Source organism: [Enterobacter] lignolyticus SCF1, from assembly GCF_000164865.1.
Lineage (GTDB): Bacteria > Pseudomonadota > Gammaproteobacteria > Enterobacterales > Enterobacteriaceae > Enterobacter_B > Enterobacter_B lignolyticus.
Genome location: NC_014618.1, coordinates 2,547,388 through 2,570,774, shown reverse-complemented (window position 1 = coordinate 2,570,774; position 23,387 = coordinate 2,547,388). Strand labels below are relative to the sequence as shown.

The 23,387-nt window shown below is 62.1% G+C and carries 19 protein-coding genes; 16 read left to right on the top strand and 3 right to left on the bottom strand.

Annotated elements, in window-relative coordinates:
- Positions 1 to 128 precede the first annotated feature (128 nt).
- The gene (locus ENTCL_RS12080) at positions 129 to 1,628 is read left to right on the top strand and encodes an aldehyde dehydrogenase family protein (RefSeq protein WP_013366413.1); all 1,500 of its coding nucleotides are present in this window, start codon (positions 129 to 131) and stop codon (positions 1,626 to 1,628) included.
- 76 nt (positions 1,629 to 1,704) lie between these two features.
- Positions 1,705 to 2,652 carry a zinc-dependent alcohol dehydrogenase family protein gene (locus tag ENTCL_RS12075; RefSeq protein WP_013366412.1) on the top strand — a complete coding sequence of 316 codons (948 nt, stop codon included), beginning with the start codon at positions 1,705 to 1,707 and terminating at the stop codon, positions 2,650 to 2,652.
- A gap of 40 nt (positions 2,653 to 2,692) precedes the next feature.
- On the opposite strand, the gene tynA is transcribed toward ENTCL_RS12075, so the two are convergent.
- Together tynA and paaZ are read right to left on the bottom strand one after the other, a co-directional pair.
- On the bottom strand, positions 2,693 to 4,960 hold the full coding sequence (tynA, locus tag ENTCL_RS12070) for a primary-amine oxidase (RefSeq protein WP_013366411.1): 2,268 nt from the start codon (positions 4,958 to 4,960) through the stop codon (positions 2,693 to 2,695).
- A 176-nt stretch (positions 4,961 to 5,136) separates the two neighbouring features.
- Complete coding sequence (gene paaZ, locus ENTCL_RS12065; protein ID WP_013366410.1) at positions 5,137 to 7,182, bottom strand: phenylacetic acid degradation bifunctional protein PaaZ; 2,046 nt, start codon at positions 7,180 to 7,182, stop codon at positions 5,137 to 5,139.
- 288 nt (positions 7,183 to 7,470) lie between these two features.
- Here paaZ and paaA point away from each other — a divergent pair, with 288 nt between their 5' ends.
- The 13 genes from paaA (at position 7,471) to paaY (ending at position 18,633) form a co-directional block, all read left to right on the top strand.
- Positions 7,471 to 8,400, top strand: a complete 930-nt coding sequence (paaA, locus tag ENTCL_RS12060) for a 1,2-phenylacetyl-CoA epoxidase subunit PaaA (protein ID WP_013366409.1) — start codon at positions 7,471 to 7,473, stop codon at positions 8,398 to 8,400.
- 11 nt (positions 8,401 to 8,411) lie between these two features.
- Complete coding sequence (paaB, locus tag ENTCL_RS12055; protein WP_013366408.1) at positions 8,412 to 8,699, top strand: 1,2-phenylacetyl-CoA epoxidase subunit PaaB; 288 nt, start codon at positions 8,412 to 8,414, stop codon at positions 8,697 to 8,699.
- Between the two features lie 8 nt (positions 8,700 to 8,707).
- Positions 8,708 to 9,463, top strand: coding sequence for a 1,2-phenylacetyl-CoA epoxidase subunit PaaC (paaC, locus tag ENTCL_RS12050; RefSeq protein WP_013366407.1), 756 nt, complete (start codon positions 8,708 to 8,710; stop codon positions 9,461 to 9,463).
- 12 nt (positions 9,464 to 9,475) lie between these two features.
- Complete coding sequence (paaD, locus tag ENTCL_RS12045) at positions 9,476 to 9,973, top strand: 1,2-phenylacetyl-CoA epoxidase subunit PaaD (protein ID WP_013366406.1); 498 nt, start codon at positions 9,476 to 9,478, stop codon at positions 9,971 to 9,973.
- Between the two features lie 7 nt (positions 9,974 to 9,980).
- A complete protein-coding gene (gene paaE, locus ENTCL_RS12040; protein ID WP_013366405.1) occupies positions 9,981 to 11,051 on the top strand; it encodes a 1,2-phenylacetyl-CoA epoxidase subunit PaaE in 1,071 nt (356 codons plus the stop codon).
- Complete coding sequence (gene paaF, locus ENTCL_RS12035; protein ID WP_013366404.1) at positions 11,048 to 11,815, top strand: 2,3-dehydroadipyl-CoA hydratase PaaF; 768 nt, start codon at positions 11,048 to 11,050, stop codon at positions 11,813 to 11,815. Before paaE ends, paaF begins: the two co-directional genes overlap by 4 nt.
- Positions 11,816 to 11,817: 2 nt before the next feature.
- Entirely contained in the window at positions 11,818 to 12,606 is a 789-nt protein-coding gene (gene paaG, locus ENTCL_RS12030; RefSeq protein WP_013366403.1) for a 2-(1,2-epoxy-1,2-dihydrophenyl)acetyl-CoA isomerase PaaG, read from the top strand.
- A gap of 2 nt (positions 12,607 to 12,608) precedes the next feature.
- Positions 12,609 to 14,051 (top strand): 3-hydroxyacyl-CoA dehydrogenase PaaH, encoded by a 1,443-nt coding sequence (paaH, locus tag ENTCL_RS12025; RefSeq protein ID WP_013366402.1) that lies wholly within the window; start codon positions 12,609 to 12,611, stop codon positions 14,049 to 14,051.
- Positions 14,041 to 14,463 carry a hydroxyphenylacetyl-CoA thioesterase PaaI gene (gene paaI / locus ENTCL_RS12020; protein ID WP_013366401.1) on the top strand — a complete coding sequence of 141 codons (423 nt, stop codon included), beginning with the start codon at positions 14,041 to 14,043 and terminating at the stop codon, positions 14,461 to 14,463. The genes paaH and paaI overlap by 11 nt, the downstream gene beginning before the upstream one ends.
- Positions 14,463 to 15,668, top strand: a complete 1,206-nt coding sequence (gene pcaF / locus ENTCL_RS12015) for a 3-oxoadipyl-CoA thiolase (protein ID WP_013366400.1) — start codon at positions 14,463 to 14,465, stop codon at positions 15,666 to 15,668. Before paaI ends, pcaF begins: the two co-directional genes overlap by 1 nt.
- Positions 15,669 to 15,694: 26 nt before the next feature.
- Positions 15,695 to 17,008 carry a phenylacetate--CoA ligase PaaK gene (gene paaK / locus ENTCL_RS12010; RefSeq protein WP_013366399.1) on the top strand — a complete coding sequence of 438 codons (1,314 nt, stop codon included), beginning with the start codon at positions 15,695 to 15,697 and terminating at the stop codon, positions 17,006 to 17,008.
- Positions 17,009 to 17,090: 82 nt separating this feature from the next.
- Positions 17,091 to 18,026 (top strand): phenylacetic acid degradation operon negative regulatory protein PaaX, encoded by a 936-nt coding sequence (gene paaX, locus ENTCL_RS12005; RefSeq protein ID WP_013366398.1) that lies wholly within the window; start codon positions 17,091 to 17,093, stop codon positions 18,024 to 18,026.
- A 10-nt stretch (positions 18,027 to 18,036) separates the two neighbouring features.
- Positions 18,037 to 18,633, top strand: coding sequence for a phenylacetic acid degradation protein PaaY (gene paaY / locus ENTCL_RS12000; protein ID WP_013366397.1), 597 nt, complete (start codon positions 18,037 to 18,039; stop codon positions 18,631 to 18,633).
- Positions 18,634 to 18,677: 44 nt separating this feature from the next.
- Here paaY and azoR read toward each other — a convergent pair whose 3' ends face one another.
- Positions 18,678 to 19,283 (bottom strand): FMN-dependent NADH-azoreductase, encoded by a 606-nt coding sequence (azoR, locus tag ENTCL_RS11995; protein WP_013366396.1) that lies wholly within the window; start codon positions 19,281 to 19,283, stop codon positions 18,678 to 18,680.
- 201 nt (positions 19,284 to 19,484) lie between these two features.
- On the opposite strand from azoR, the gene hrpA reads away from it, so the two are divergent.
- Positions 19,485 to 23,387, top strand: coding sequence for an ATP-dependent RNA helicase HrpA (gene hrpA / locus ENTCL_RS11990; RefSeq protein WP_013366395.1), 3,903 nt, complete (start codon positions 19,485 to 19,487; stop codon positions 23,385 to 23,387).

Below are 23,387 nucleotides of genomic sequence, written 5' to 3'. Positions count from 1 at the left end.
GGTACTGACTATTGTCACTATTTGCGGCAGCTGTCACAGCTGGCAAAGCGAATGACAGAGAGATAAAAGCGCGTTTCGTCGCAGGGTTCTAGACTACTGAAAACCGCGATGGGTAATAAGGAGTTGATATGTCTGATTCACAGGTTGCTATCCTGGAGCGCGTGCAGCAGTTTCTGGCGCGCCAGCACGGGCTGTTCATTGATGGCGCACAGCAGCCGTCGCGTAGCGATAAGCGTCTGACCGTCTGGAACCCGGCAACGGGCGAAGCCATTGCCACCACCGCCGACGCCAACAGCGCCGACGTGGATAGCGCCGTTATGTCGGCGTGGCGCGCGTTTGTCGATCGCCGCTGGGCAGGGCGTTTACCGGCGGAGCGCGAGCGTATTCTGCTGCGCTTTACCGATCTGGTGGAGCAGCACAGCGAAGAGCTGGCGCAGCTTGAGACGCTGGAGCAGGGGAAATCGATTAACATTTCCCGCGCTTTTGAGGTGGCCTGTACGCTGAACTGGATGCGCTACACCGCCGGGCTGACCACCAAAATTACCGGCCAGACGCTGGATGTGTCTATTCCGCTGCCTCCCGGCGCGCGCTACCAGGCCTGGACGCGTAAAGAGCCCGTCGGCGTTGTCGCCGGTATTGTGCCGTGGAACTTCCCGCTGATGATCGGCATGTGGAAGGTGATGCCCGCGCTGGCGGCAGGGTGCTCTATCGTGATTAAGCCGTCGGAAACTACCCCGCTGACGCTGCTGCGGGTGGCGGAGCTAGCGGTGGAAGCCGGGATCCCCGAAGGGGTGTTTAACGTGGTGACCGGCAGCGGCGCGGAATGCGGCGCTGCGCTGACGTCTCACCCGCACGTGGCGAAGGTAAGCTTCACCGGCTCAACGCAGACTGGTAAGCAGATTGCCCGTACGGCGGCGGACAGGCTGACCCGCGTGACGCTGGAGCTTGGCGGCAAAAACCCGGCTATCGTGCTGAAAGACGCCGACCCGCAGTGGGTCATCGAAGGGCTGATGATGGGCAGCTTCCTCAACCAGGGGCAGGTCTGCGCCGCCAGTTCGCGAATCTACATCGAAGCGCCGCTGTTTGACACCCTGGTCACCGGTTTTGAGCAGGCGGTGAAATCGCTCTCCGTCGGGCCAGGCATGTCTGAGGCCGCGCAGATTAACCCGCTGGCGAGCCGCGCGCATTGCGATAAGGTGGCAGCATTCCTGCACGATGCGCAGCAGCACCATGCGGAGCTTATCCACGGCAATGAAGGGCCTGGCGGGCAGGGCTACTATATTCGTCCGACGCTGGTGGTGAACCCGGACGCCCGTTTGCGCCTGACCCGCGAAGAGGTGTTTGGCCCGGTGGTGAACCTGGTGCGCGTCGCCGATGGCGAAGAGGCGCTGCGCCTGGCGAATGAGACCGAATACGGGCTGACGGCAAGCGTCTGGACGCGGGATCTGTCGCAGGCGCTTGGCTACAGCGACCGCCTGCAGGCCGGTACGGTGTGGGTGAACAGCCATACGCTTATCGATCCTAACCTGCCGTTTGGCGGCATGAAGCAGTCCGGCACCGGCCGTGATTTCGGCACCGACTGGCTGGACGGCTGGTGCGAAACGAAGTCCGTCTGCGTACGCTATTAACCCTTCACCACAGGGATGGTATCATCCCTGTAAGGATCCCTCAGCTAAGCGGCCTGAAAAGGCCGCTTTTTTATTGATGAATAAATACTGCATTCGCTATGACCGCTACGGTCAACCCGAGTTTGTTCTGCATCTGCAGACCCTGGCGCAGATGGCGCTCAACCCAGGGCAGGTGCGGGCCAGCATGCGTTATGCCCCGGTTAACCCCTCCGATCTGATTCCGGTGACCGGCGCCTACCGTCACCGCACCCGGCTGCCGTGCGTCGCCGGGTATGAAGGCGTGGCAACGGTGACGGACGTTTCGACAGGGCTTGAACGCTGGTCAGGACGGCGCATTTTGCCGCTGCGCGGGGAGGGCACATGGCAAACGGCGCTCGATCTCGATAGCCGCTGGCTGGTCGCGGTGCCGGATGAGATCGACGATACGCTGGCGGCGCGGGGGTACATTAACCCGCTGACGGCGCTGCTGATGCTGCGACGCTGGCCGGTTCGCGACAAGCGCGTGGTGCTCACGGCGGCGTCCAGCTCCTGCGCCGGTCTGCTGGGCCAGTGGGCGCTGCGAATGGGCGCCCGTTCGGTCAGCGGCGTTATCCGTTCGCCCGCCCATGCGGAACGGCTGTCGCGGCTTGGCGTTTATCCGGTAATGGCGCAGGATCTCGCCACGCTGCAGCTTATCAGCCATGAGGCGGATGTGGTGTTTGACGCCGTCGGCGGCGAGCTGGCGACCCTGATGCTACAGGCGCTGTCGCCCAGCGCCGTCTTAATTTCCTACGGTCTGCTGTCGGGCCAGCCGGTAAGCTACCGGCGCGGACAGGCGAAAGTGGTGAAATTCCATCTGCGGGAGGCGCTGCCGCTGCTGGATGAGGTTGCGTGGCAGGCGGCGTTTAGCGAACTCTGGCGGCTGCTGCCGCAAACGGTGCTGCCGCCGGTGAGGATCCTCCCCTGGCGGCAGTGGCGGCTGGCGCTTGAGGCCGTCCGTGAGGTGGGCAGAGCGGAGAAGATTTTGCTCGATTTTGCAGAGTGAAGGGCCTTCTCCCCCTCAGGAAGAAGGCCTCAGCGCCGCGTTATTTTTTCTTTTCACCGAGCGTCGGCGTTTCATCAAAGAAGTTCCACGGCTTAAGCAGCGCATGGACCCACTCTGTCGGCATGATTGGCCACTCTTCGGCGCGGGCGACGTGGGTGGTGCCGGTGGTTATCCACACCACATCATCATGATTATCCAGCGACTCGTTATCCTTACTGTACTGTCCAAGCCCGGTGTCATGGGTTGAACGGTTCGGGTATTTCCCTTCCGGGTACAGCTCGCCCGGATGGTAGCGGGTGACCCACAGCTGTTTGTCCATAAAGCTCAGACGGTGATAGATCCACTCGTCCGGGGCGAACTTCGCGCCGGTAGCGACCGGATGCGTACCGCCCGCATACGGGATTATCTGGTAGGAGACCGGGTTACCCATGCGGTTTTCTTTGCTGGTGTTGCTCAGCAGGCGGATGGTGCCCGGGTCGAACTTCTGCGCCGCCTGCTGTTCGGTATCAATATTATACTTATCGATCTGCATGGTGCTGGTGCGCGGGCCACCTGCGGTGTTCGGCTTCACGACCGGGTCCATCGCGACCAGCGTGTTGTCGGTCCCGTCAACGTCGAGATCCAGACGGAAGTTATAGATGTGCTGGTGGGTGGTGCCGACGATGTTGTGATCGATAAGCGTGCCGTATCGGGTGTCGTCTTTTGCGCTCGGGTCATGCATGGTTTTCGCCTGCACGCCTTTCACCGCTTCAATCCCGGTCGCTCCGGCATCAATGCCAATAACGCCGTTGTCGTGGAACACCCAGTCAAAGATATAGTCATAGTTGCCGACGGTGCTAATCCAGCGGATCACCAGCTCGCGGCGCTCGGTGCTGACGTTCGGCTGCCCCATCTCCTGATGCTTATACTCCGGCCCGGCGTAGCGTTCGAAAACCGCGATAGCGTGCGGAATCGTCATCGGCGTACCGGTGTAGTCGGCAATGGTTTCATCCAGCAGCACGGCGTTTGACGGCGCGTCTTTACCACGGGCGATGGAGGAGGTCAGGGTGCCCATGCCGTAGTCGCCGGAATCCAGATAGGCTTTAAAGTACCAGCCCACGTCCGGGTCGCCGTAGGGCACGATCATCCCGCCAAGCGAACCTTCATACATGATCTGGCGCTTTTTGCCGTTGTCGTTGTACGTGACGGTCGACAGAATCGGTCCGACGCGTGAATCGAGGCGCAGGTGGAAATCCCAGTTCTGCCAGTGAACGGTATCGCCGGTAATGGTGTAGTTTTTCCCTTCCGGCTCAATAATATCCAGCGGTTTGACTGCGGCCTGGACGCGATCGCGCCCGTCGTATGGCCGCGGGGCCAGCGGTACCGGGATCGTCGGGCCTTCTTCAATTTTAATGATCTTCTTCTGCTCAAGATCGACCACCGCTACCAGGTTTTCAATCGGGTGCGCCCAGTAGTTGCCGTCGCCGACGTCGAGATAGCTCACCACTTTCAGCAGGCGGTCTTCCTGCTTTAAGCCGTCTTTACCGTCGAAATAGCCTACGGTCAGCGGGGTGGTGATCACTTTCGTCGGGTCTGTGATGCCGTGTTTTTTCAGCGCCTCGGCGTACTCCTGACTTGCGTTAATGATGTTCTGCACGCTGGTGAAATCGTCCAGCAGCACCATGCCGTGCGCGTCTTTCACCGGCTGCCAGCTAAGGACTTTTTTCTCTTTCAGGTCGACGACGCTTTCGATAACGTGTTTGCCGTCGAGCATCGTCACGTTGGCCTGGCGCGGTTCATCCACCGCGGTGCCGTTGAGGACGAAGTCCCAGACTTTCGCTTTTTCCGGTTCGGCCAGGGAGACCTGGGTAAAGCGGGTGTTCGGTTTGAAATCCGGCGACGCCTTGACGATAGCGACGGCCTGCTTAATTTCATCTGCGGTCAGCGCGTTCAGCGGATGCGGGCGCTTCTCGACCTGGAAGGTTTGATCGAGGCCGGACTGGAAAACGTCGTTGATAAAGGTGTCGGAAATCCACGCCGTGTTGTTTTTCATCACCACCGGCACCTGCAGCGCCAGGGTTTTGCCGTTAACCACGGCGGTTTTGGCACCTGGCTTCACCTTCACATAAGCGCCGTCTTTGGCGATGGTGAACATCTGTGCGTAATCATCCCACTGCACATCGGCACCAAAGTCCTGCAGCGTTTTATCCATCGGGACCATATGCGCTTCGTCGCCGTGGGCGAGAACCGGCGTCTGCCAGGAGCAAAACAGAGCGACTGCCAGGGCCAGCGCCGTTTTACGGGCGGAAAAAGAAGAGAAGCTTCCCATCGTTGACCTCATTATGTTTTGTTGTGTTTTGGTGTTGTGACAGCCTTATCCTGGCAGGAGACGACACGGGAGTGTTTGCCTGCTCCTGCCAGGTTGTTTGTCAGTTTTGCCAGGTTAGGGAGTGGTCCATCGAAGCCGGGCGGCAGCGCTGCCGCCCGGTGGGGAGAGCGGCGAAATTAGTCCGTAAAATCGCCGTGCTGGCGGGCGACCAGCGTCAGAATGGAGTACAGCGCCACGGCCTGCTGGTGCTGGTTAAACACTTCAACCGCCCATTCCACCACGCCGGTGGGTTTCTCTTCGGCGGTTTTCTGGCGTTTGGTGGTTTTGCGCTTACAGGTCAGCCGCACCTGGAGGGTGTCGCCGGGTTTGACCGGTTCGATAAAGCGCAGGTTTTCCATGCCGTAGTTGGCGATAACCGGGCCGACGCCCGCATCGACAAACAGCCCGGCAGCTGCCGAAATAACGAAATAGCCGTGGACGACGCGTTCGCCGAAGATGGACTCGGCGGCGGCAATCTTGTCCATATGGGCATAGAAGTGGTCGCCGCTCAGGCAGGCGAAGTTGACGATATCCGCTTCGGTCATGGTGCGGCGCGGCGTTAGCAGGCTGTCGCCCGGCTGCAGTTCTTCAAAATATTTGCGGAACGGGTGAATGCGGTCCTCCTGCACCTTCGCGCCCCGCACCCACTGCTTGCCGATGCTGGCAAGCATCGTCGGGCTGCCCTGCACGGCGGTGCGCTGCAGGTAATGTTTCACCGCCCGCAGGCCGCCGAGCTCTTCGCCGCCGCCCGCGCGTCCCGGACCGCCGTGCAGCAGCTGCGGCAGCGGCGAGCCGTGGCCGGTAGACTCTTTGGCTGACTCTTCATTCAGCACCTGGATCCGCCCGTGGGCGCGGGCGGCGCCGAGGATAAACTCGCGGGCGAGAGCGCCATCCGCCGTCACCAGCGTACCGGCCAGGCTGCCCTGACCGGCGCGGGCCAGCTGCAGCGCGTGCTCGCGGCGCTGGTAAGCCATCAGCGTGGCGACCGGGCCAAACGCCTCAATGGCGTGCGCCGCCGGGGTTTCATCCGGCTGCGGGCAGAACAGCAGGGTCGGCGGGAAAAAGGCCCCGGCGGCCTGCAGGTCGGCGCTACCGCCCAGACGAACTTCACAGCCCGCTTCGATAAGCGCGTTCACCTTCTCCTGCACGTCCGCGCGCTGCTCGTGGTTGATAAGCGCGCCCATTTTTACCCCCTCCTGCGCCGGGTCGCCAACGCGTACCGCCTGCAGACGGGCGACCAGCGCGTCGCTGACGGCCTGTAGCTGCGTCTGCGGTACGATAATACGGCGAATCGCGGTACATTTTTGCCCGGCTTTCGCCGTCATTTCCCGCACCACTTCGCGAATAAACAGGGCAAACTCCGGCTGCTCCGGGGTGACGTCATCCCCCAGCACGCAGCAGTTCAGGGAGTCCGCCTCCATGGTGAACGGCACCGCGTTCGCCACCAGGTTCGGATGAACGCGCAGCGACTGGCCGGTCTGCGCCGAACCGGTAAAGGTCACCACATCCTGGAAATCAAGATGGTCGAGCAGGCTGCCGGCTCCGCCGCAAATCAGGCTCAGGGCGCCATCCGGCACCAGCCCGCTGTCGACGATGGCTTTGACCATCGCCTGGGTCACCTGGGCGCTGGCGGTGGCCGGTTTCACAATAGCGGGCATACCGGCAAGCCAGGTTGGCGCCAGTTTTTCCAGCATGCCCCAGCAGGGGAAGTTAAAGGCGTTGATGTGTACCGCAACGCCGGATTTCGACGTCAGCACGTGGCGGGCGGCGAAACCGCCGCCTTTGGATAACGGGATCAGCTCATCTTCCGGCCACAGCGTATCGTCCGGCAGCTCGCGGGCGCCAAGCCCGGCATAGGTAAACAGCGTGCCGATACCGCCTTCGATATCCACCCAGCTGTCGGCGCGGGTGGCGCCGGTCTGCGCCGAGAAGGCATAGAACGTCTCTTTATGCTCCAGCAAATACTTCGCGACCGCTTTTAGCATGGCCGCGCGCTCGACAAAGGTCATCGCCCGCAGGGCGCTGCCGCCGTGGTCGATGGCATAGCGGCGCGCCTGCGCCATATCCAGCCCGTCGCTGGTGACTTCCCATAACGCTTCATTGCTGATGGCGTGGTGAATAGTGCGCGCGCGGCCCCGGCCATTTTGCCAGGTGCCGGATAAGTAACTGGCTAGCTGCTGCATCGTCTGTCTCCGTAATGTGTTACGTAATCTCACTATATATAGTTTTGTTGTGAATCATAAAAATCAATCCATATTTTAATAATTTATTAACATTGCGATCTGCATCGCCGTTACGCCGATCGTTATTTTTCTGTTTTTAAAGACGTTTAGCATTCTCTCTGCGAAGGAGATCACAGAATACACAAACTAAGCTTGGGGTTTTATTTAACCATTATGTAACTTTTATAAAACAAAGTGATTCACAAAAATCCGTTTTATGAATCATTATTGAATCGTAAAGGTGACGAAGTGACTGAAGAACAACGCTTTGAAGCGCGCATAGAGACAGAAACCGCCATCGAGCCGCAGGACTGGATGCCGGAGGCGTACCGCAAAACGCTGATCCGCCAGATTGGCCAGCACGCCCATTCCGAAATCGTCGGCATGCTGCCGGAAGGCAACTGGATAACCCGCGCGCCGACCCTGCGCCGTAAGGCGATTCTGCTGGCGAAAGTACAGGATGAGGCCGGGCACGGCCTGTACCTGTACAGCGCCGCCGAGACGCTGGGCTGCGCCCGCGAGGACCTCTACCAGAAGATGCTCGACGGCAAGATGAAATACTCCTCCATCTTCAACTACCCAACCCTGAGCTGGGCCGACATCGGCGTGATCGGCTGGCTGGTGGACGGCGCGGCCATTGTCAACCAGGTGGCGCTGTGCCGGACCTCCTACGGCCCCTATGCCCGCGCGATGGTGAAAATCTGCAAAGAAGAGAGCTTCCACCAGCGCCAGGGCTATGAGGCCTGTATGGCGCTTGCCGCCGGCAGCGACGCGCAGCGCCAGATGCTGCAGGACGCCATTAACCGTTTCTGGTGGCCGGCGCTGATGATGTTTGGTCCGAACGACGACAGCTCGCCGAACAGCGCCCGCAGCCTGGCGTGGAAAATCAAACGCTTTTCCAACGATGAGCTGCGCCAGCGCTTTGTCGACAACACCATCCCGCAGGTGGAGATGCTGGGGATGACCGTGCCGGACGCCGACCTGCGCCTTGATGAGGCCAGCGGGCACTACCGCTTCGGCGAGATCGACTGGCAGGAGTTTAACGAAGTGATTAACGGCCGCGGCATCTGCAACCACGAGCGGCTGGCCGCCAAGCGTAAAGCCTGGGAAGAGGGCGCATGGGTGCGCGAAGCCGCGCTGGAACATGCGAAGAAACAGCAGGCCCGCAGCGCCGCATAAGGAGAACAACGATGAGCAATGTTTACTGGCCGTTATATGAAGTGTTTGTCCGTACCAAACAGGGGCTGTCGCATCGCCATGTCGGCAGCCTGCACGCGGCGGATGACCGCATGGCGCTGGAAAACGCCCGGGATGCCTACACCCGCCGCAGCGAAGGCTGCTCCATCTGGGTGGTGAAGGCCAGCGAAATTGTCGCCTCGCAGCCGGAAGAGCGCGGTGAGTTTTTCGATCCGGCGGAAAGCAAAGTGTACCGTCATCCGACGTTTTACACCCTTCCCGACGGCATTGAGCACATGTGAGGCGGACGATGAACAATCACGATCCTATTGCCGCCTATGCCCTGCGTCTGGGCGATAACTGCCTGGTGCTGGCCCAGCGTCTCGGCGCCTGGTGCGGCCACGCGCCCGAGCTGGAAATCGATCTGGCGCTGGCGAACATTGGCCTCGATCTGCTGGGGCAGGCACGCAATTTCCTTAGCTACGCCGCGTCGCGTCAGGGCGCAGGCGATGAAGACACGCTGGCCTTCGGCCGCGATGAGCGCCAGTTCAGCAATGTGCTGCTGGTCGAACAGCCGAACGGCAACTTCGCCGATACCCTGGCGCGCCAGCTGCTGATGGATGCCTGGCACGTGGCGCTGTTTACCCGGCTGATGCAAAGCCAGGACGCGCAGCTTGCCGCGATCGCCGCCAAAGCGATTAAAGAGGCGCGCTACCATCTGCGCTTTAGCCGCGGCTGGGTCGAGCGCCTGGGCGGCGGTACGGCGCTGTCATCCGTGCGGATGCAGGCGGCGATCGACAGCCTGTGGCGCTTTACCGCCGAGCTGTTTGCTGCCGATGCGCTGGAGCGCGAGCTGAGCGAGCAGGGTATCGCCGTGGATCCAGCCAGTCTTCGCGACGAGTGGGAGACAACGGTGTTCGCCGCGCTTGCCGACGCCGGGATGACGGTACCGCAGGAGGCGGCGTTCCGCACCGGCGGTAAGCAGGGGCTGCATACCGAACATCTGGGGCCGATGCTGGCGGAAATGCAGTATCTCCAGCGCAGCCATCCAGGCCAGCAGTGGTAACCGGAGGCCGCGATGCAACGTCTTGCCGGGATTGCCCCCGCCGAAGTTCACCACATCTGGGCACTGTTAAGCCAGATCCCCGACCCGGAGGTGCCGGTGCTGACCATCACCGACCTGGGGATGGTACGCAGCGTGACGCCGCAGGACGACGGCTGGACCGTCGGGTTTACGCCGACCTACTCCGGCTGTCCGGCGACCGAGCATCTGATGGGCGAGATTTGCGCCACGCTGACCGCGCATGGCTATACGCCGGTTCATATCGTGTTGCAGCTCGACCCGCCGTGGACCACCGACTGGATGACGCCGGACGCCCGCGAACGCCTGCGCGCTTACGGCATCAGCCCGCCGCAGGCCCACAGCTGCCACGCGCAGATGCCGGTTGCGGTGGCGTGCCCGCGCTGCGGCAGCACCCATACCACGCTTATCAGCGAATTTGGTTCAACGGCCTGCAAAGCGCTGTACCGCTGCGACAGCTGCCGTGAACCCTTTGATTACTTTAAATGTATTTGAGGTTGCCATGACAACGTTTCATTCGCTCACGGTAGCAAAAGTGGAACCGGAAACCCGCGACGCGGTGACCATCACCTTTACCGTGCCGCAGGCGCTGCAGTCGGCCTACGCCTTTCGTCCAGGCCAGCACCTGACGCTGAAAGCGCGGCTGGCGGGCGAAGAGCTGCGCCGCTGCTACTCCATCTGCCGTCGCGCCGTGCCGGGCGAGATTAGCGTCGCGGTGAAAGCCATCGACGGCGGACGCTTTTCCGGCTACGCCCGGGCGCAGATTAAAGCCGGTATGACGATCGACGTCATGGTGCCGCAGGGCAACTTCGGCTACCAGCCGCAGCCTGAGCGCACCGGCAGCTATCTGGCGATTGCCGCAGGCTCCGGCATTACGCCGATGCTCGCCATTATGGAGTCAACCCTGCAGACCGAGCCGCACAGCCAGTTCACCCTGATTTACGGCAACCGCAGCAGCCAGACCATGATGTTCCGCCAGGCGTTGGCGGACCTGAAAGACCGCTGGCCGGCTCGCCTGCAGCTGGTCTGCCTGTTCAGCCAGGAGAGCCTCGACAGCGAGCTGCTGCACGGGCGCATCGACGGCGAAAAGCTGCGGGCGCTGGGGAAAACGCTTATCGCCTTCGACCAGTTCGACGAAGCCTTTATCTGCGGCCCGGCGGCGATGATGGATGATGCGGAAACCACGCTGCTGTCCCTCGGCATGCCGGGGAAAGCGATTCACCTCGAGCGCTTCAATACGCCGGGCGGTAGCGCGCGTCGCGCCGCCAACGTCCACGCCCAGGGGCAGACGGTGGTTATTCGCCAGGACGGCCGAGATCGTCATATCACCCTGTCCGCCGATGACGAAAGCATTCTTGACGCCGCATTGCGCCAGGGGGCCGACCTGCCTTACGCCTGCAAGGGCGGCGTCTGCGCCACCTGCAAGTGCAAAGTGCTGCGCGGCGAAGTGTCCATGGCGACCAACTACAGCCTTGAGCCGGACGAGCTGGCCGCGGGCTATGTGCTGAGCTGTCAGGCGCTGCCGGTCACGCCTGATGTGATCGTCGACTTTGATGCAAAGGGGATGGCATGAGCGAACTTTTAAGCGTGCATCACGGCCGCGTACTGCAGCTGACCCTGAACCGTCCACAGGCGCGAAATGCGCTGAACAACGCGCTGCTGACGCAGCTTGCTGAGGCCCTGGAGGCCGCGCAGCAGGACGACAGCGTCGGCGCCGTGGTGATTGTCGGTACGACGCGCTTCTTTGCCGCGGGCGCCGATCTGCAGGAGATGGCGGAGAAGGACCTGGCCGCCACCCTCAATGACAGCCGCCCGCGGCTGTGGGCGCGTATTGACGCGTTCAGCAAACCGCTGATTGCGGCGGTTAACGGCTACGCGCTGGGGGCCGGATGCGAGCTGGCGCTGCTGTGCGATGTGGTGGTCGCCGGGGATAACGCCAGCTTCGGGCTGCCGGAAATCACGCTCGGCATCATGCCCGGCGCAGGCGGCACCCAGCGCCTGATTCGCTGCGTGGGCAAATCGCTGGCCGCCCAGATGATCCTCACCGGAAACGCCATTGATGCGAAACGTGCGCAGCAGGCCGGGCTGGTCAGCGAAGTGTATCCCAGCGGCCTGACGCTGGAGTACGCGCTGGCGCTGGCGCTGCGCATGGTAGAGCACTCGCCTCTGGCGCTGCAGGCGGCGAAACAGGCTCTGCGCCAGTCGCAGGAAGTGAGCCTGCATGCCGGTTTAGGACTGGAGCGCCAGCTGTTTACGCTGTTGAGCGCAACTGACGATCGCCAGGAAGGGATCGCCGCTTTTCTTGCCAAACGCAAACCCGAATTTAAAGGACGGTAATCATGGATGCACTGATTCTGAGCCACGTTGAGCACGGCGTGATGACCCTGACGCTGAACCGTCCGGATCGCCTGAACAGTTTTAACGACGAGATGCATTATCAGCTCGCCGAGTGCCTGAAGCAGGCGGAGCGCGACGAGACGATCCGCTGTCTGCTGATTACCGGCGCCGGGCGCGGTTTTTGCGCCGGGCAGGACCTGAATGACCGCAGCGTCGACCCGAACGGCCCCGCGCCGGATCTCGGCCTGTCGGTAGAGACTTTTTATAACCCGCTGGTGCGCCGTCTGGCGAAGCTGCCGAAGCCGGTGATCGCCGCGGTAAACGGCGTTGCGGCCGGCGCCGGTGCGACGCTGGCGCTGGGCTGCGACATCGTGATCGCCGCCCGCTCGGTGAATTTCGTGATGGCCTTCAGCAGGCTTGGCCTGGTGCCGGACTGCGGCGGCACCTGGCTGCTGCCGCGGGTCGCAGGGCGCGCCCGTGCGATGGCCCTGGCGCTGCTCGGCGACAAGCTCAGCGCCGAACAGGCCCAGCAGTGGGGCATGATCTGGCAGGTGGTGGACGATGCGCAGCTGCTGGAGACCGCGGGCCAGCTGGCGCGCCATCTGGCGACGCAGCCGACCTTCGGGCTGGGGCTTATCAAGCAGGCGATCAACGCCGCCGAAACCCACACCCTTGACCAGCAGCTCGATCTGGAGCGCGACTATCAGCGGATGGCCGGGCGCAGCGACGACTATCGTGAAGGCGTCAGCGCCTTTCTTGCCAAGCGTCCACCTCAGTTCAGCGGGAAGTGAACATGAATGTAGCGATTAACACGGTGGCGGTCATTGGCAGCGGCACGATGGGCGCCGGGATTGCCGAAGTGGCGGCCGCCGCAGGCCAGCAGGTGCTGCTGCACGATATCTCCGCCGACGCGCTGTCGCGCGCGGTCGCCGCGATGCGCCAGCGCCTGGAAGACCGGGTGGCGCGCGGCAGGCTGAGCGCTGACGACGCCGGGCGGATGCTGGCGCGCATTGTGCCGGTCGCCGACCTCGCCGCGCTGGCGGCGGCCGACCTGGTCATTGAAGCCGCCGCGGAGAACCTGGAGATTAAAAAAACGCTGTTCAGCCGGCTCGGCGAGATTTGCCCGCCGCGGACGCTGCTGACCAGCAATACCTCCTCAATCTCCGTTACCGCCATTGCCGCCGGGGTGAAGCACCCGGAGCGCGTGGCGGGGGTGCACTTCTTTAACCCGGCGCCGGTGATGAAGCTGGTGGAAGTGGTGAGCGGCATGGCGACGTCGGCGGAAGTGGTCGAACAGCTGTGTCAGTGCGTTGCGCGGTGGGGAAAGCAGCCGGTGCGCTGCCAGTCAACGCCGGGGTTTATCGTCAACCGCGTGGCGCGGCCGTTCTACGCCGAAGCCTGGCGCGCGCTGGAGGAACAGGTGGCGCCGCCCGAGGCTATCGACGCCGCGCTGCGCGAGGCGGGCAGGTTCCCGATGGGGCCGCTGGCGCTGACCGATCTCATCGGCCAGGACGTCAACTTTGCCGTGACCTGTTCGGTCTTTAACGCTTTCTGGCAGGAGCGCCGTTTTCTGCCCTCGCTGCTGCAGCAGGAGCTGGTGCTGGCGGGGCGGTTTGGCAAGAAGAGCGGCCACGGCGTGTACCGCTGGCCGCAGGGGGCGCCGGAGGTGGCGCTGGCGGCAGCTGCCGACGACGCGTGCGCGGCAGCGCGGGTGACGCAAAATCGTGACGTTGTCACGCATGCGGTGTGGATCGAGCTGGACGAGGTGGTGCTGGCGGTGACGACCGGCGAAACCGCGCAGGCGATGTCGGCGCGCCTGCAGCGCCCGGTAGTGCTGATGGACCACAGCGAGGGCGACCTCGTGGCGGTCGCGGCGGCGGCGGGCAACCGTCCCGGGGAGACGCAAAAAGCCGTTCGTTATCTGCAGCAGCAGGGAAAACGGGTGCTGGTCGTCGCCGATTACCCGGGGCTGCTGGTCTGGCGTACCGTCGCAATGCTGGTCAATGAAGCGCTGGACGCCCTGCAAAAAGGGGTTGCCAGCGAAGCGGATATCAACACCGCTATGCGCCTTGGCGTCAACTACCCGCGCGGCCCGCTGCAGTGGGGAGAACAGCTGGGCTGGCAGCGGGTGCTGCAGCTGCTGGAAAACCTGCAGCGTCATTACGGCGAAGAACGCTATCGCCCCTGTTCACTGCTGCGCCAGCGCGCGCTTCTGGAGAGTAGCTATGAGTCATAACGCCTGGCATAACGCTCGCGCCATGTATGAACACGATGCCTGCGCGCAGGCGCTGGGTATCGATATCGTCGAAATGGACGACGGCTTTGCGGTGCTGACCATGACCATCACGCCGTCGATGCTGAACGGCCATAAAACCTGCCACGGCGGCCAGCTGTTCTCGCTGGCGGACACCGCGTTCGCCTATGCCTGCAACAGCCAGGGGCTGGCGGCGGTGGCGTCAGCCTGCACCATCGATTTTCTGCGTCCGGGGTTTGCCGGCGATAAGCTCACCGCCACGGCGCGGGTGAAGCATCAGGGCAAACTGACCGGCGTGTACGACATTGAAATCGTCAATCAACAACAAAAAACGGTTGCCCTGTTTCGCGGTAAATCACACCGCATCGGCGGCAGCGTAACGGGAGAAGCCTGATGCGTGACGCATTTATCTGTGATGGAGTTCGTACCCCGGTAGGCCGCTACGGCGGCGCGCTGTCCGGCGTGCGCGCCGACGATCTGGCGGCGGTACCTCTGCGGGCGCTGCTGGCGCGCTATCCGCAGCTTGATGCAGAGCGTATCGACGATGTGATCCTCGGCTGCGCCAACCAGGCCGGTGAGGATAACCGCAACGTGGCGCGGATGGCGGCGCTGCTGGCGGGGCTGCCGCAGACGGTCTCCGGCACCACCATTAACCGCCTGTGCGGTTCAGGCCTTGACGCCATCGGTTTTGCGGCGCGCGCCATTAAGGCGGGCGATGCGGATCTGCTGGTGGCCGGCGGCGTGGAGTCGATGTCCCGCGCGCCGTTCGTCATGGGCAAGGCGACCACGCCGTTCCAGCGTCAGGCGGAGATGTTTGATACCACCATCGGCTGGCGTTTTGTGAATCCGCTCATGCATCGGCAATTCGGAACTGACAGCATGCCGGAAACGGCGGAAAATGTAGCTGAGTTGTTAAATATAAGCCGCGCCGATCAGGATGCCTTCGCGCTGCGCAGCCAGCAGCGTACCGCGCTGGCCCAGCGCAACGGCGTCCTCGCGCAGGAGATAGTGCCGGTAAGCGTGGCGGGGAAAAAGGGCGCCGTCGCGGAGGTTGCCGTGGATGAGCACCCGCGAGCGGAGACCACGCTCGAACAGCTGTCGAGCCTGAAAACGCCGTTTCGCCAGAACGGCGTCATCACCGCCGGGAACGCCTCCGGCGTCAACGACGGGGCGGCGGCGCTGCTGATTGCCAGCGAGCAGATGGCGGCGCTGCAGGGGCTGACCCCGCGGGCGCGCGTCGTCGCGATGGCGACCGCAGGCGTTGAGCCACGCCTGATGGGGCTTGGGCCGGTACCGGCAACCCGCAAAGTGCTGGAGCGCGCAGGGTTAAGCATCAACGATATGGACGTTATCGAACTGAATGAAGCGTTTGCGGCGCAGGCGCTGGGCGTCCTGCGTCAGCTGGGGCTTGCGGATGATGCCCCCCATGTCAACCCCAACGGCGGCGCCATCGCATTGGGCCATCCGTTGGGAATGAGCGGTGCGCGTCTGGCGCTGGCCGCCAGCAATGAACTGCACCGTCGCGGCGGGCGCTACGCCCTCTGCACGATGTGTATCGGTGTGGGTCAGGGCATTGCCATGATCCTGGAACGTGTGTGAGCGAATCTACCTGCGAGTACCCGACAATGACAACTACAAAATTAGAACCGATCGAAACAGCGTCCGTCGATGAGCTGCAGGCCCTGCAAACCCAGCGCATGAAATGGACCCTCAGGCATGCCTACGACAACGTGCCGATGTACCGTCGCAAATTCGACGCGGCAGGCGTGCACCCTGACGATTTTAAAGAGCTGATTGATATCCGCAAATTCCCGTGCACCACCAAGCAGGATCTGCGCGATAACTATCCATTCGACACCTTCGCCGTACCGATGGAGCAGATTGTCCGCATCCACGCGTCTTCGGGCACGACCGGCAAGCCGACGGTGGTGGGCTACACCCAAAACGACATTGATACCTGGGCTAATATCGTCGCCCGTTCGCTGCGGGCGGCGGGCGGTAGCGCCAAAGATAAGATCCATGTCGCCTACGGCTACGGCCTGTTTACCGGCGGTCTTGGCGCCCACTACGGCGCCGAGCGCCTCGGCGCGACGGTGATCCCAATGTCCGGCGGACAAACGGAAAAACAGGCGCAGCTGATCCGCGATTTTCAGCCGGACATGATCATGGTGACGCCGTCCTATTGCCTCAACCTGATTGAAGAGCTGGAGCGGCAGATGGGCGGCGACGCCAGCGGCTGCTCGCTGCGCGTCGGCGTATTCGGCGCCGAGCCGTGGACGCAGGCGATGCGCAAAGAGATCGAGCGCCGCCTGGGGATCACCGCGCTGGATATTTACGGCCTGTCGGAGGTGATGGGACCGGGCGTGGCGATGGAGTGTATTGAAACCGCCGACGGCCCGACTATCTGGGAGGATCATTTCTACCCGGAAGTGGTAAACCCCAACGACGGTTCGCCGATTAACGACGGCGAGCTCGGCGAGCTGCTGTTTACCACCTTAACCAAAGAGGCGCTGCCGGTTATCCGCTATCGCACCCGCGACCTGACGCGCCTGCTGCCGGGCACCGCCCGCACGATGCGCCGCATGGACCGCATCAGCGGGCGCAGCGACGATATGCTTATCATCCGCGGCGTGAACGTCTTCCCGTCGCAGCTTGAGGAAGAGATCGTCAAGTTTGAGCACCTCTCGCCGCACTACCAGCTGGAGGTGAACCGCCGCGGCCATCTTGATTCACTTTCCGTAAAAGTGGAGCTCAAAGAGAGCAGCTTGTTCCTGACGCACGAGCAGCGCTGCCAGGTGTGCCACCAGCTGCGCCACCGGATCAAATCGATGGTCGGGATCTCAACGGACGTGATGATCGTCAACTGCGGCAGTATTCCGCGCTCTGAAGGCAAGGCCTGCCGGGTGTTCGATCTGCGCAAGGCGGCGGCCAACGGTTAAGTGCCGGTTTTTGCCCTCTCTCTGCGGGGAGAGGGCATTTTCATCTGTGCTATGATTCATCCAGGATAAAAAAGACAACAGAATGAATCAGATGAGCAAACTCGATAATTTCATCCAGCAGGTGGTGACCGCCGCGCCCGTCAGCGGCACGTCGCTTATCTCGTCGCTGTACGGCGACGCGCTTTCCCATCGTGGCGGCGAGGTCTGGCTTGGCAGCCTGACGGCGCTGCTTGAAGGGTTAGGTTTTGGCGACCGCTTCGTGCGCACCTCGCTGTTTCGTCTCAATAAAGAGGGCTGGCTGGACGTCGTGCGCATCGGACGGCGCAGCTTTTATCGCCTGAGCGACAAAGGGCTGCGGCTGACCCGGCGCGCAGAAAGCAAAATCTACCGCGCCGAGCCGCCGGCCTGGGACGGCACCTGGCTGCTGCTGCTTTCCGAAGGGCTGGATAAAGGCACGCTCAACGATGTGAAAAAACAGCTGATCTGGCAGGGATTCGGTACGCTGGCCCCCAGCCTGATGGCCTCGCCGTCGCAGAAGCTTGCGGATGTGCAGGCGCTGCTGCATGAGGCCGGCGTGGCGGAAAACGTTATCTGCTTCGAGGCCCATTCGCCGCTGGCGACGTCGGTCAGCGCGCTGCGGGCGCGGGTGGAAGAGTGCTGGCAGCTCACCGAACAGAACGCCATGTATGAGGCGTTTATCAGCACCTTCCGCCCGCTGCTGCCGCTGCTGCGTGACGCCACGCCGGGCGAGCTGACGCCGGAACGCTGCTTTAAAATCCAGCTGCTGCTGATTCATCTCTACCGCCGGGTGGTGCTGAAAGATCCGCTGCTGCCGGAGGAGCTGCTGCCCGCCCACTGGATGGGGCAGGCGGCGCGCCAGCTGTGCATTAACATTTACCAGCGCGTGGCGGCCGGGGCGCTGGCCTGGGTCAGCGAGAAAAGCGAGACCTCCGTCGGGCCGCTGCCGCATCCTGCCAGCCTGTTCTATCAGCGCTTTGGCGGGCTCAACCTGAAATAAGGGAGACAGAATGCCAGTTTATCAGATTGATGGGTTAACCCCGGTGGTGCCGGAAGAGAGCTACGTCCACCCAACGGCGGTGCTGATCGGCGACGTTATCCTCGGCAAGGGGGTGTACGTGGGGCCCAATGCCAGCCTGCGCGGCGACTTTGGGCGCATCGTGGTGAAAGATGGCGCTAACATCCAGGACAACTGCGTCATGCACGGTTTTCCTGAACAGGACACCATTGTCGAAGAGGACGGGCACATCGGCCATAGCGCCATTCTTCACGGCTGCGTGATCCGCCGCAACGCGCTGGTCGGTATGAACGCGGTGGTGATGGACGGTGCGGTAATCGGTGAAAACAGCATTGTCGGCGCGGCGTCGTTTGTGAAGGCCAAAGCGGAAATGCCCGCCGATCACCTGATTCTCGGCAGTCCGGCCAAAGCGATTCGTCCTCTCAGCGCCGATGAAATGGCCTGGAAAAGGCAGGGAACCCGCGAATATCAGGTGCTGGTGGAGCGCTGCAAGCTCACGATGCATCAGGTTGAACCGCTGCGGGAAGAGGAAGAGGGGCGCAAACGGCTGGCGTTTGACGAAAATCTGCGGCCAAAATCGGCGAAATAAAGCAAAAACCCCTCTCACCTGGCGGTGAGAGGGGGGGGCGTCAATCAGGCGGCAACGAAGTCGTTAATCGCTTCTTTTGCGTCGCTCTGCGCTTTCGCGGCCACGTCCGGACCGTAGGCAACGCCTTCAGCAAACACGAAGCTGACGTCGGTGATGCCGATGAAGCCCAGGAACAGCTTCATGTACGGTGCGACCAGGTCAGTCGGGGTATCTTTGTGGATACCGCCGCGGCTGGACAGAACCACCGCGCGCTTACCGGTCACCAGACCTTCCGGACCGTTCTCGGTGTAGCGGAACGTCACGCCCGCACGGGCCACCAGGTCAAAGTAGTTTTTCAGCTGCGTCGGAATGTTAAAGTTGTACATCGGCGCGGCGATAACAATCACGTCGTGGGATTTCAGCTCGGCAATCAGCTCATCGGACAGCGCCAGCGCGTCCTGCTGACGCGGCGTCAGCGGCGCATCGCTCGGACGCATTGCGCCAACCAGTTCACCATCCAGTACCGGAATCGGGGAAGCGGCCAGGTCACGGACGGTTACCTGATCGGCCGGGTGTTTTGCCTGCCACTGATCGACAAAATAGTCGGTCAGCTGGCCAGACTGAGAGTACCCTGCCAGAATACTGGATTTGAGAACTAATACTTTGCTCATGGGTGTTTCCTTATATTAGATTGACGGGCCGTTGCCCTGTTGCTTGTTGACACTCTATTCACAATCCTGCTGCAGGGATAGCGCAATATATCGAAGTCTTCGTTCAAATTTATTGATGAAAGAAAGAAGCGCCGCGATGTGGTAATCTAACATCAATGAAAACAGAGACATTTTTCCGGCAGTGCACTGCCCGGTAACGCTATGACAGAACAACCGAAGTTAACCTTCCCGATGCTCACTACGCTGCTCGATGGCCTGATGCTGCGCGACAGACAGCGCTTCAGCCGCCGCCTGCACGGGGTAAAAAAGGTTAAAAATCCTGATGCACAACAGGCCATTCTCCAGGAAATGGCGCAGGAGATTGAACAGGCAGCCGGTCAGGTCGTGCTGCGAGCAGCGGCGCGCCCGCCGATAACGTATCCGGAAAATCTGCCGGTCAGTCAGAAAAAACAGGCCATTCTGGAGGCGGTGCGCGACCACCAGGTGGTGATTGTCGCCGGTGAGACCGGTTCGGGGAAAACCACCCAGCTGCCGAAGATTTGTATGGAGCTGGGGCGCGGGGTGAAAGGGCTTATCGGCCACACCCAGCCGCGCCGTCTGGCGGCGCGAACCGTGGCGAACCGTATCGCCGAAGAGCTGCAAACGGAGCCGGGGGGCTGCATCGGCTATAAGGTGCGCTTTAGCGATCACGTCAGCGACAGCACCATGGTGAAGCTGATGACCGACGGTATCCTGCTGGCGGAAATCCAGCAGGACCGGCTGCTGATGCAGTACGACACCATTATTATCGACGAAGCGCACGAGCGCAGCCTGAACATCGACTTCCTGCTGGGCTACCTGAAGGAGCTGCTGCCGCGCCGTCCGGATCTGAAGATTATCATCACCTCGGCGACGATCGACCCGCAGCGCTTCTCACGCCATTTCAACAATGCGCCGGTGATTGAGGTTTCCGGGCGCACGTATCCGGTGGAGGTCCGCTATCGCCCGATAGTGGAGGACGCCGATGATACCGAGCGCGATCAGCTGCAGGCGATTTTCGACGCCGTCGACGAGCTGAATCACGAAGGGCCGGGCGATATCCTGATCTTCATGAGCGGCGAGCGCGAAATTCGCGATACTGCCGATGCGCTGAACAAGCGGGATATGCGCCATACCGAAATCCTGCCGCTGTATGCGCGGTTGTCGAACAGCGAGCAGAACCGGGTATTCCAGCCGCACAGCGGGCGACGTATCGTGCTGGCGACCAACGTCGCGGAAACGTCGCTGACCGTGCCGGGCATCAGGTACGTTATTGACCCGGGTACCGCGCGCATCAGCCGCTACAGCTATCGCACCAAGGTGCAGCGCTTACCGATCGAGCCCGTATCGCAGGCCTCCGCGAACCAGCGTAAAGGCCGCTGCGGGCGCGTATCGGAAGGGATCTGCATCCGTCTCTATTCCGAAGACGATTTTCTCTCGCGCCCGGAGTTTACCGACCCGGAAATTCTGCGCACTAACCTGGCCTCGGTTATTCTGCAGATGACCGCGCTGGGGCTGGGCGATATCGCGGCATTTCCGTTTGTGGAAGCGCCGGACAAGCGCAACATTCAGGACGGCGTGCGGCTGCTTGAAGAGCTGGGCGCGATTACCACCGACGAGCAGGCGACGGCCTATAAGCTGACGGCGCAGGGCCGCCAGCTCAGCCAGCTGCCGGTCGACCCGCGCCTGGCGCGGATGGTGCTGGAGGCGCAAAAGCACGGCTGCGTGCGCGAGGCGATGATCATCACCTCTGCGCTCTCGATTCAGGATCCGCGCGAGCGCCCGCTGGACAAGCAGCAGGCATCCGACGAAAAACATCGTCGCTTTCACGACAAAGAGTCCGATTTCCTGGCCTTTGTGAACCTGTGGAACTACCTGGGCGAGCAGCAGAAGGCGCTGTCGTCGAACCAGTTCCGCCGCCTGTGCCGCACCGACTACCTCAACTACCTGCGCGTGCGCGAGTGGCAGGACATCTACACCCAGCTGCGTCAGGTGGTGAAGGAGCTGCGGATCCCGGTTAACAGCACGCCTGCGGAGTACCGCGAGATCCACGTCGCGCTGCTGACCGGACTGCTGTCGCATATCGGCATGAAGGATGCGGATAAACAGGAGTTTACCGGCGCGCGCAACGCCCGCTTCTCGATTTTCCCCGGCTCCGGCTTGTTCAAAAAGCCGCCGAAGTGGACCATGGTCGCGGAGCTGGTGGAAACCAGCCGCCTGTGGGGGCGCATTGCCGCGCGCATTGAGCCGGAGTGGGTGGAGCCCGTCGCCCAGCACCTGATTAAGCGCTCATACAGCGAGCCGCACTGGGAGCGCGCGCAGGGGGCGGTTATGGCCACGGAAAAAGTGACCGTTTACGGCCTGCCGGTGGTTGCCGCGCGCAAGGTCAACTACAGCCAGATTGACCCGGCGCTGTGCCGCGAGCTGTTCATCCGCCACGCGCTGGTCGAGGGCGACTGGCAAACGCGGCATGCGTTTTTCCGCGACAACCTGCGGCTGCGCGCCGAAGTCGAAGAGCTGGAGCATAAATCGCGCCGCCGCGACATCCTGGTGGACGACGAAACGCTGTTTGAATTTTACGACCAGCGTATCAGCCACGAGGTTGTTTCCGCCCGCCACTTTGACAGCTGGTGGAAAACGGTCAGCCGCGCGACGCCGGATCTGCTCAGCTTTGAAAAGAGCATGCTCATCAAAGAGGGCGCGGAGGGCGTCAGCAAGCTGGATTACCCGAATTTCTGGCACCAGGGCAGCCTGAAGCTGCGCCTGAGCTATCAGTTCGAGCCGGGGGCGGACGCGGACGGCGTCACCGTGCACATCCCGCTGCCGCTGCTCAACCAGGTGGAGGAGGCCGGGTTTGAATGGCAAATCCCGGGGCTGCGCCGTGAGCTTATCATTGCGCTGATCAAGTCGCTGCCCAAGCCGGTACGGCGAAACTTTGTTCCGGCGCCGAACTATGCAGAAGCGTTTTTAGGCCGCGCCACGCCGCTGGAGCTGCCGCTGCTCGACTCGCTTGAGCGCGAGCTGCGGCGGATGACCGGGGTGACCGTTGACCGTGAAGACTGGCACTGGGAACAGGTGCCCGATCATCTGAAAATCACCTTCCGGGTGGTGGATGATAAGAATAAAAAGCTGCAGGAGGGACGCGACCTCACGGCGCTGAAGGAGACGCTGAAGGGGAAAGTGCAGGAGACGCTGTCGGCGGTCGCGGATGACGGCATCGAGCAGAACGGGCTGCACCTGTGGAGCTTCGGCTCGCTGCCGGAAAGCTATGAGCAGAAGCGCGGTAACTACAAGGTGAAAGCCTGGCCCGCGCTGGTGGACGAGCTCGACAGCGTGGCAATCAAGCTTTTCGACAATCCGCAGGAGCAGCAGCAGGCCATGTGGTGCGGCCTGCGCCGCCTGCTGCTGCTGAATATCCCGTCGCCGATCAAATACCTGCACGAGAAGCTGCCGAACAAGGCCAAGCTGGGGCTCTATTTTAACCCCTACGGCAAAGTGCTGGATTTGATTGACGACTGCATCTCCTGCGGCGTGGATAAGCTGATTGATGAAGCGGGCGGCCCGGTGTGGACGGAAGAACGTTTCGCCGCGCTGCATGAGAAGGTCCGGGGCGAGCTCAACGACGCCGTGGTGGAGATAGCCAAACAGGTTGAACAGATCCTGACCGCGGTGTTTAACATCAATAAACGCCTGAAAGGGCGCGTGGACATGACCATGGCGCTGGGGCTGTCGGACGTTAAGGCGCAAATGAGCGGTCTGGTGTATCGCGGCTTTGTCACCGGCAACGGCTTTAAGCGGTTGGGCGATACGCTGCGCTATCTGCAGGGCATTGAGCGCCGGCTGGAGAAGCTGGCGGTCGATCCGCACCGCGACCGTGCGCAGATGCTGAAGGTTGAAAGCGTGCAGCAGGCGTGGCAGCAGTGGCTGAACAAGCTGCCGCCCGCCCGCCGCGACGATGCGGACGTTCAGGAGATCCGCTGGATGATTGAGGAACTGCGCATCAGCTACTTCGCCCAGCAGCTCGGTACGCCGTATCCGGTCTCCGATAAGCGTATCCTGCAGGCGATGGATCAGATTAGCGCCTGA

Excerpts from the sequence above, each read along its gene's own strand:
- ENTCL_RS12080 (WP_013366413.1), top strand. The coding sequence starts at position 129 with ATGTCTGATTCACAGGTTGCTATCCTGGAGCGCGTGCAGCAGTTTCTG.
- ENTCL_RS12075 (WP_013366412.1), top strand. The coding sequence starts at position 1,705 with ATGAATAAATACTGCATTCGCTATGACCGCTACGGTCAACCCGAGTTT.
- tynA (WP_013366411.1), bottom strand. The coding sequence starts at position 4,960 with ATGGGAAGCTTCTCTTCTTTTTCCGCCCGTAAAACGGCGCTGGCCCTG.
- paaZ (WP_013366410.1), bottom strand. The coding sequence starts at position 7,182 with ATGCAGCAGCTAGCCAGTTACTTATCCGGCACCTGGCAAAATGGCCGG.
- paaB (WP_013366408.1), top strand. The coding sequence starts at position 8,412 with ATGAGCAATGTTTACTGGCCGTTATATGAAGTGTTTGTCCGTACCAAA.
- paaC (WP_013366407.1), top strand. The coding sequence starts at position 8,708 with ATGAACAATCACGATCCTATTGCCGCCTATGCCCTGCGTCTGGGCGAT.
- paaD (WP_013366406.1), top strand. The coding sequence starts at position 9,476 with ATGCAACGTCTTGCCGGGATTGCCCCCGCCGAAGTTCACCACATCTGG.
- paaE (WP_013366405.1), top strand. The coding sequence starts at position 9,981 with ATGACAACGTTTCATTCGCTCACGGTAGCAAAAGTGGAACCGGAAACC.
- paaF (WP_013366404.1), top strand. The coding sequence starts at position 11,048 with ATGAGCGAACTTTTAAGCGTGCATCACGGCCGCGTACTGCAGCTGACC.
- paaG (WP_013366403.1), top strand. The coding sequence starts at position 11,818 with ATGGATGCACTGATTCTGAGCCACGTTGAGCACGGCGTGATGACCCTG.
- paaH (WP_013366402.1), top strand. The coding sequence starts at position 12,609 with ATGAATGTAGCGATTAACACGGTGGCGGTCATTGGCAGCGGCACGATG.
- paaI (WP_013366401.1), top strand. The coding sequence starts at position 14,041 with ATGAGTCATAACGCCTGGCATAACGCTCGCGCCATGTATGAACACGAT.
- pcaF (WP_013366400.1), top strand. The coding sequence starts at position 14,463 with ATGCGTGACGCATTTATCTGTGATGGAGTTCGTACCCCGGTAGGCCGC.
- paaK (WP_013366399.1), top strand. The coding sequence starts at position 15,695 with ATGACAACTACAAAATTAGAACCGATCGAAACAGCGTCCGTCGATGAG.
- paaX (WP_013366398.1), top strand. The coding sequence starts at position 17,091 with ATGAATCAGATGAGCAAACTCGATAATTTCATCCAGCAGGTGGTGACC.
- paaY (WP_013366397.1), top strand. The coding sequence starts at position 18,037 with ATGCCAGTTTATCAGATTGATGGGTTAACCCCGGTGGTGCCGGAAGAG.
- azoR (WP_013366396.1), bottom strand. The coding sequence starts at position 19,283 with ATGAGCAAAGTATTAGTTCTCAAATCCAGTATTCTGGCAGGGTACTCT.
- hrpA (WP_013366395.1), top strand. The coding sequence starts at position 19,485 with ATGACAGAACAACCGAAGTTAACCTTCCCGATGCTCACTACGCTGCTC.